Genomic DNA, 7,626 nt, shown 5'->3' with positions numbered 1-7,626 from the left:
AGAGACGCCCACACCTGGCTCTAAAATACAAAACGCCCGATGAAGTACATCAGGCGTTTTAATCAAAATAAGTGTCAACTTATTTCAGGACTAGTCATTCTAGAATAGTACAGACTCAGACCCAGCAAGCACAGCAGCACCAACCATGTAGGCCAACGACCATACTGGGCGTATAGGCTGTCGCCAGAGATCAAGCGAACATCAGCGCGCAGTACATTCGCTTCAAATTGCGCTAGGCTAAGTTGTGATTGCGAAATCGGGTCATAAACGCCAGTCACCCCAGTATTAGTCACTCGTACCAGTGGACGCTGCAGCTCGAGCGCGCGCATGCGTGAGATTTGCATATGTTGATGAGGTCCGTGGGAGTCGCCAAACCAGGCATCATTGCTCACGGTAAAGAGGATATCCGAATCACTGCGGTAATTATCTCTGACTAAATCGGGAAAGGCGATTTCGTAACAGATAGCGGCAAGGATATGGTAGCCGTTGGCAATCAAATTATCTTGCACGCGTTCACCGCGACTAAAACTCGACATTGGCAAGTCAAACAGCGGTGCCAAAGGACGTAGTAAGTCTTCAAAAGGTACAAACTCGCCAATAGGTAGTAACTGATGTTTGCGATAACGGTTTTTATGGAGGTAGCGGTACTGACCTGCGCTGCTGTCTCGTTGTTTTTTACCCACCACCACTAAGGTGTTGTAAACATTGCGGGTATCATATTGATAGTCGACGATGCCGGTGATAAGCGCAGTATCGTTAAATACCGCCGCCTTATCCAAGGATGTGAGGTATTCCCCAGCTAACTGTTCGAGCTCGGGGATCGCAGCCTCAGGCCACACCACCAGATCGGCATCCCAATGTAGGCGCGTCATATCTTGGTACTTGAGCATGGTGGGCCAGAAGTTCTCGGGTTGCCAGCGCATGCTTTGCTTGATATTGCCTTGTACTAAGGCCACATTCAGCTGTTTGCCAGAATACTGGTTATAACTGAATACTGTGGCTAGGGCTGCAACTAAGGCGCCTGCGGCGAGCGTTGCCACAAGGGGTTGCCAGACCTTGGCACAAAATAAACGATAAAGGCCATAACCCACGGCCAGCACCAGCACACTTAAGCCAAACTCACCCACCACCGGCGCGAGAATATTTACTGGCGAGTCGGTTTGGGTGTAGCCCAATGATAACCAAGGAAAGCCAGTTAGTAGCGTGCCGCGCAGCCATTCGCTGAAGGCAAAACTGATTAACAGCGGAGCCAGCCAAGCGCCGCTGTGTTTGTGTATAAACGCAGTGAGTGCCAGTGCCAATGCAGGATAAAGTGCTAAATACACCACCAGTAAGGCCATAATGGCAATGGAGGCGGGCAGTGGCATTCCACCAAACTGGGCTATGGAGACGTGCACCCAGCTTATTCCCGCAGCAAACCAGCCGATGGCAAAGATAAATCCGTACCAAGCTGCTTGTTTGACCGGTGCCTGGTAACTGCAATAACACAGCACCGCAATACTGAAAAAAGCTAAAGGCCAAGCGCCGAAAGGGGCATAAGCAAAGGTTAAAACAAGGCCGGCAACCAGTGCCAGCCATGTTTTTTTATCACTAAATTGCTGTTTAAGCCGCGTCAGTATCTTCGCCATCGCTCGATTTCGGCAAGGTAACTTGCAGCTGCAAAATACGACGGCTGTCGGAATTTGTGACCTTAAACTGCAAAGGATCAATGTCTATGATTTCACCGCGCCCAGGCATATGGCCAAAGGCATGTAACACAATACCGCCAATGGTATCGGCTTCGCTGGTGTTGAAATCGGTTTTAAACACGTCGTTAAACTCTTCAATAGGCGTCAGAGCCTGTACAGAGTAAACGTGCTTAGAAACCTTACGGATGGCCTTACTTTCGTCTTCATCATCATGCTCGTCTTCAATCTCGCCGACAATGATTTCGAGAATATCTTCAATGGTCACTAAACCAGACACACCACCATATTCGTCGATAACAATCGCCATGTGGTAGCGCTGTTGGCGAAACTCGTTCAGTAGCGTATCAACACGCTTACTTTCCGGAACGACTACCGCCGGGCGGAGCATATCGCGTAGGTTTGGTAAGGCGGCCTCTTTGTCCATCAGTAATGGCAATAAGTCCTTGGCCAATAAGATACCTTCGACGTGGTCTTTGTCTTCACACACCACCGGAAAGCGCGAGTGCGAGGACTCGATCATCATCGGTAGTTGATCGAACAGTGGTTTATCTACATCTAAGGTGATCATGTGTGAGCGTGGGATCATGATGTCGCGCACTTTCAGCTCCGACACACCCAATACGCCTTCCATCATTTCCTTGGTCTCAGGGTCAATCAGATCGCGTTCTTGCGCATCTGAGATGACTTCAACCAATTCTTCCTTATTTTGGGGTTCTCCTTGGAACATCTGGGTGATGCGATCCATCCACGATTTTCCAGAAGAACCCTCTCTACTATGCGAGTTTTCGTCGCTCATTAGCTTTATGCGCTCCAAGTTGAATTAATTCCGATAGTGAGCAGAGCCTCACTATTGGGATTAACACTCATCATCCCTGTATGGGTCGCTGATATCAATGGTTGCCAACAGGCGTTTCTCAATCGTTTCCATTTCTTGGGCATCAGCGTCATTTATATGGTCATAGCCAAGTAAATGCAAGCACCCGTGTACCACCATGTGGGCAAAGTGGTCATGAAAGCTTTTTTGCTGTTCCAAAGACTCACGATATACCACTTCGGGGCAAATAATCAAATCCCCAACTAAAGGTAGCTCTACACCTGGGGGGGCATCGAACTCAAAAGACAAAACATTAGTCGGTTTGTCTTTGCCTCGGTAACTATGGTTGAGGCTTTGGCTTTCCTCTGCATTGCTGATGCGAATAGTGATTTCGCTGTTGGGCTTAAGTTCATCAAGCACCAACGCGGCCCAGCGCTGAAATTGCTCAGCGCTCGGTAAATTATCAAATTCACAAGCAAGTTGCAGATCGACAGTGGTGGTCATGAGTCAGACTCTTTTTTATTTTGCTCTTTAGCGGCGCGTTTGGCGCGCTGTGCTTCATCATGGCTTTCGTAAGCTTCAACAATAGCAGCGACCACGGGGTGGCGCACCACATCATGAGCTTGGAAAAAGTTAAAGCTGATGGCCTCAACATCACTGAGCACCTCAATTGCATGACGCAGGCCTGAGCGCGCGCCGCGAGGCAAGTCGACCTGCGTAATATCACCGGTGATCACCGCTTTTGAGTTAAAGCCAATACGGGTCAGGAACATCTTCATTTGTTCCACTGTGGTATTTTGGCTTTCATCAAGAATGATAAAAGCGTCATTCAAAGTGCGACCACGCATATACGCCAAAGGAGCCACTTCGATGACGTTTTTCTCTATGAGTCGCTCAACCTTCTCAAAGCCAAGCATTTCAAATAAAGCATCATAAAGCGGGCGCAGGTAAGGGTCGATTTTTTGGGTGAGGTCACCAGGTAAAAAGCCTAGTTTTTCACCCGCTTCAACCGCCGGGCGGGTCAATAGAATACGGCGAATCTCTTGGCGTTCGAGGGCATCGACGGCAGCGGCTACGGCTAAGTAAGTTTTTCCGGTCCCTGCTGGGCCAATACCGAAGCTAATGTCGTGATTTAAGATATTAGCCACATACTGACTTTGATTGGGGTTACGCGGCTTGATGACGCCACGGCGGGTTTTAATGAACACTTCTTTACCCCACACACTGGGCTGTTCTTGTTCGAGCACATCAGCTTCGGTGATGGCTAAATGTACGTGTTCAGGTTCGATCTCTTTTTGCTTACCTTTAACAGGAGCCGTATCAACGTAAAGATTTTTTAGAATTTCCCCGGCAGCTTTTGCAGTGTGCGGCTTGCCGGTGACTTTAAAGAGGTTTTCGCGGTGTGCAATTTCAACTCCCAGACGACGCTCGATGTGCTTAATATTTTCGTCGAAGGGTCCACACAAAGAAGAAAGGCGGGCATTGTCTGACGGTTCTAAGTAAATATCGATATTCTTCAGCTGGTTACTCAAAGTTGCTTCCTGTTGCTTGGCGCTGCGTAAACGCAGCGCACGATTATTTTAATTCGGGGTGAATGTACCGACGCCGATGTCATTGGCTTGCGGCTCGCTCGGAGCTTTGGCAAGAATGTCGCTCGGCGCGACATCGCGACGTAAATTCATTTCATCTTCAGTGCGCAGCAGTTCTCCACGCAGTGAATTAGGCAACGCTTCAGTAATACGGACATCAACAAATTGGCCGATCACAGAATGTGGACCCTCGAAGTTAACTACGCGGTTGTTTTCGGTGCGTCCACGTAGCTCCATAGGGTTCTTTTTCGAAGGGCCTTCCACCAAAATACGCTGCTCAGTAGCAAACATATCACGGCTGATTTTCTGTGCCATTTGGTTGATGCGATCTTGTAAAATGTATAGGCGCTGCTTTTTCTCGTCTTCGCTGACGTCATCCGGCAAGTCTGCTGCGGGTGTACCAGGGCGGGCACTGTAAATAAAGCTGAAGCTCATATCAAAGCCGATGTCGTTGATAAGCTTCATGGTTGCTTCAAAGTCTTCGGTGGTTTCGCCTGGGAAGCCGATAATAAAGTCTGAGCTCATGCTGATATTAGGGCGGATCTTACGCAGTTTGCGAATAGTTGACTTATATTCAATGGCCGTGTGGCCACGCTTCATTAGGTTTAACACGCGGTCTGAACCACTTTGTACTGGCAAGTGCAAGTGATCAACTAACTCAGGTACATCAGCATAGGCATCAATAATATCAGGCGTAAACTCAACAGGGTGCGAGGTCGTGTAGCGAATGCGATCAATACCATCGATGGCGGCAACATAACGCAGTAAGTCAGAAAAGTAACAGATTTCGCCATCATGCGTTTCGCCACGATATGCGTTAACGTTTTGACCCAGTAGATTCACTTCACGCACACCTTGCTCAGCCAGTTGCGCAACTTCTAAAAGTACATCATCCAGAGGGCGGCTTACTTCTTCACCACGAGTGTAGGGCACCACGCAGAACGTGCAGTATTTTGAACAGCCTTCCATGATTGATACAAAGGCACTGGGTCCTTCCGCTTTGGGCTCTGGCAAACGGTCAAACTTTTCGATTTCAGGAAAAGTGATATCAACCACTGAACCTTCTTTCGCCTGCACTTGTTGAATCATTTCAGGCAAGCGGTGCAATGTTTGTGGGCCGAACACGATATCTACGAAAGGCGCGCGTTGGCGAATGGTATCACCCTCTTGTGAAGCCACGCAGCCACCAACACCGATAACTAAATCGGGGTTTTGCTCTTTGAGTAGTTTCCAGCGGCCAAGTTGATGGAATACTTTTTCTTGTGCCTTCTCACGGATTGAGCAGGTGTTAAGTAAAATGACATCCGCATCGCTGGCTTCTTCGGTCAACTGATAACCATTGGTGTCATCAAGTAGATCGGCCATTTTCTGAGAGTCATATTCATTCATCTGACAACCCCAGGTTTTTATATGCAGCTTTTTACTCATTGAGATAATGCCTCGCTTTCAATCCGGTAGATAATGCACGACAGAGCTTTGGGTTGGACTAATGGCCCGAGCTTCGCCTAAAGGACGCGTATTTTATATGCTATCGCGCTATGAGCCAAGTATAGATTTGATATTTACACTGTGACACAGGATGACATCAAAGCAACACGCTTTAGCCTGCGCTTAGACTGCCACCATTACCTTAACTGAGTTACAATCACCATAATATTGAAGCATTTAGAGGCAATAGGCCATGAGTGTAAAAAATGTGCTAATCGTCGGTGGCGGGATGGTCGGAGCTGCTTGTGCCATTAAGCTGGCGCGACAAGGCATGAAGGTGACGGTATTTGAGCGCCACTTTCCAGATGCCACTACTGATTTGCAACACAGCCGTGTTGATATTCGTGTCTCAGCGATAAATCGTGCCTCCGAGCGATTGCTTGATGAACTCGGAGCAATGGCGACGATTAAAGCGACGCGTAGCGCGCCATACACTGAGTTAGAAGCGTTTGAACAGCCCAATGCGCGTTTATTATTTTCCGCCGAACAACTGGGTTTAACCCATTTAGGTCACCTCATTGAAAACAACGTGATTCAAGCAGCGTTATGGCAACAATTCTCACAGTACGATATTACAGCTATCGAAAGTGCAGAGCCAATAAGTGCGATTGACGATGACGGTGAGCAAGTAACACTGACCTTAGGGGCAAAGCAGTATCAAGGCGATCTACTCATTGCTGCCGATGGCGGGCGTTCCGCTGTACGCTCGATGTTAGGAATAGGTAGCGAGGGATGGCAATATCAGCAGCATTGTATGGGCATATTGGTTAAGCTTGATGCCCCGCAGCAGGTGCGTACTTGGCAGCAATTTCAGCGCACCGGGCCAGTGGCGTTTCTACCCATGCAGGCGCCTTATGCCAACTTGATTTGGTATCACCACGGTGATCACTTAGCGCGTTTAAAGGCTTTACCAAAAGAGCAACTGAAACAAGAGATTATTACTCATTTCCCAAGCTTGCCAGGTGATTTTGATATTGAGTCTGTGGCGGTTTTTCCGCTTACCAGAGCCCATGCTCAGCGCTATGTTCAAGGACGCTGCGTGTTAATCGGGGATGCCGCTCACACCATCAACCCGTTGGCAGGGCAGGGGGTCAATCTCGGCTTTGCTGATGTAGTGGCGCTCAGCGCACAGTTACAAAATGACAACCCCATTGATATTGCATTGCAGCGTTATTGGCAAGCGCGCCGGTATGCCAACTTGGCCATGATGAGCACAATGGATGCATGTTATTGGGGGTTCTCTAATGAGAGTGGGCCATTAAAATGGGGGCGTAATCTATTTTTACGCGCGGCAAACCAGGCTGGGCCAATAAAAGATTGGGTACTAAAATACGCGATTGGTCATTAGATCAATCGCCATCTTGCAGTCGTGCCGGATTTTTTCATTAAATGAATTCTATAGATGCTTATAGGTGGTCGCGATAAGCAAGTAGTGTTTAGACTATGGTATGTATAAAAGGTGAGATAATAAAAATGGTGCGGAAGGAGAGACTTGAACTCTCACATCCGAAGATACTGGAACCTAAATCCAGCGCGTCTACCAATTCCGCCACTTCCGCATTTTTTACTTTACCTAAAGAAACCTAATTAGAGCGTCTAGTTGGAGACACTAGGCTCATTCCTCAACTTTAGGAAAGTTGGCTGGAGTACCAGGATTTGAACCTGGGAATGGCGGGATCAAAACCCGCTGCCTTACCGCTTGGCGATACTCCAACGAAATCTCAAATCTATTTGTGGACCAGGATTTGTATCTGGGGGTGGATGAGTGAGGGATCAAAACCTCTCTCTTCTGCCCTTACCGCTTGGCGATACTCCAGCAATCCAGGACGATTATTTTAGTTCTTATCGAGAACATGGTGCGGAAGGTGAGACTTGAACTCACACATCCGAAGATACTGGAACCTAAATCCAGCGCGTCTACCAATTCCGCCACTCCCGCATAGTGTACTTTCCATTTTCTTATTGGTAGAAAGAAAATGGTGGCTACGCCCTGATTTGAACAGGGGACCCCATCATTATGAGTGATGTGCTCTAACCAACTGAGCTA

General features: G+C 48.1%; 6 protein-coding genes and 4 tRNA genes. 1 reads left to right on the top strand and 9 read right to left on the bottom strand.

All coding sequences use genetic code 11. The features are described 5' to 3' along the window. Positions 1 to 74: 74 nt before the first annotated feature. From lnt to miaB, 5 genes are read right to left on the bottom strand one after another with little or no spacing between them, the layout of a single operon-like run. Positions 75 to 1,628: an apolipoprotein N-acyltransferase gene (lnt, locus tag MHM93_RS19130; RefSeq protein WP_239450200.1), complete on the bottom strand. Its 1,554-nt coding sequence runs from the start codon at positions 1,626 to 1,628 to the stop codon at positions 75 to 77. Further along, positions 1,603 to 2,484 carry a CNNM family magnesium/cobalt transport protein CorC gene (gene corC, locus MHM93_RS19125; protein ID WP_022944677.1) on the bottom strand — a complete coding sequence of 294 codons (882 nt, stop codon included), beginning with the start codon at positions 2,482 to 2,484 and terminating at the stop codon, positions 1,603 to 1,605. Before corC ends, lnt begins: the two co-directional genes overlap by 26 nt. Before the next feature lie 60 nt (positions 2,485 to 2,544). Beyond that, positions 2,545 to 3,006, bottom strand: coding sequence for an rRNA maturation RNase YbeY (ybeY, locus tag MHM93_RS19120; protein ID WP_239450199.1), 462 nt, complete (start codon positions 3,004 to 3,006; stop codon positions 2,545 to 2,547). Then, positions 3,003 to 4,034 (bottom strand): PhoH family protein, encoded by a 1,032-nt coding sequence (locus MHM93_RS19115; RefSeq protein ID WP_022944679.1) that lies wholly within the window; start codon positions 4,032 to 4,034, stop codon positions 3,003 to 3,005. The genes ybeY and MHM93_RS19115 overlap by 4 nt, the downstream gene beginning before the upstream one ends. Before the next feature lie 48 nt (positions 4,035 to 4,082). Continuing rightward, the gene (gene miaB, locus MHM93_RS19110) at positions 4,083 to 5,519 is read right to left on the bottom strand and encodes a tRNA (N6-isopentenyl adenosine(37)-C2)-methylthiotransferase MiaB (protein ID WP_022944680.1); all 1,437 of its coding nucleotides are present in this window, start codon (positions 5,517 to 5,519) and stop codon (positions 4,083 to 4,085) included. Between the two features lie 253 nt (positions 5,520 to 5,772). Between miaB and MHM93_RS19105 the strand changes: the two genes are divergently transcribed. Then, positions 5,773 to 6,927, top strand: coding sequence for an FAD-dependent oxidoreductase (locus MHM93_RS19105; protein WP_239450198.1), 1,155 nt, complete (start codon positions 5,773 to 5,775; stop codon positions 6,925 to 6,927). 126 nt (positions 6,928 to 7,053) lie between these two features. Here the strand turns inward: MHM93_RS19105 and MHM93_RS19100 are convergent. From MHM93_RS19100 to MHM93_RS19085, 4 genes are all read right to left on the bottom strand, one after another. Then, positions 7,054 to 7,138: transfer RNA gene (locus MHM93_RS19100), tRNA-Leu, on the bottom strand. A 79-nt stretch (positions 7,139 to 7,217) separates the two neighbouring features. Continuing rightward, positions 7,218 to 7,292: transfer RNA gene (locus tag MHM93_RS19095), tRNA-Gln, on the bottom strand. 141 nt (positions 7,293 to 7,433) lie between these two features. After that, positions 7,434 to 7,518: transfer RNA gene (locus MHM93_RS19090), tRNA-Leu, on the bottom strand. Between the two features lie 38 nt (positions 7,519 to 7,556). Beyond that, positions 7,557 to 7,625: transfer RNA gene (locus MHM93_RS19085), tRNA-Met, on the bottom strand. Position 7,626 lies beyond the last annotated feature (1 nt).

The sequence above is a fragment of the Pseudoalteromonas sp. MM17-2 genome (assembly GCF_022347945.1).
Taxonomy (GTDB): Bacteria; Pseudomonadota; Gammaproteobacteria; order Enterobacterales; family Alteromonadaceae; genus Pseudoalteromonas; species Pseudoalteromonas ruthenica.
This window is presented reverse-complemented; position numbering and strand designations above follow the sequence as displayed.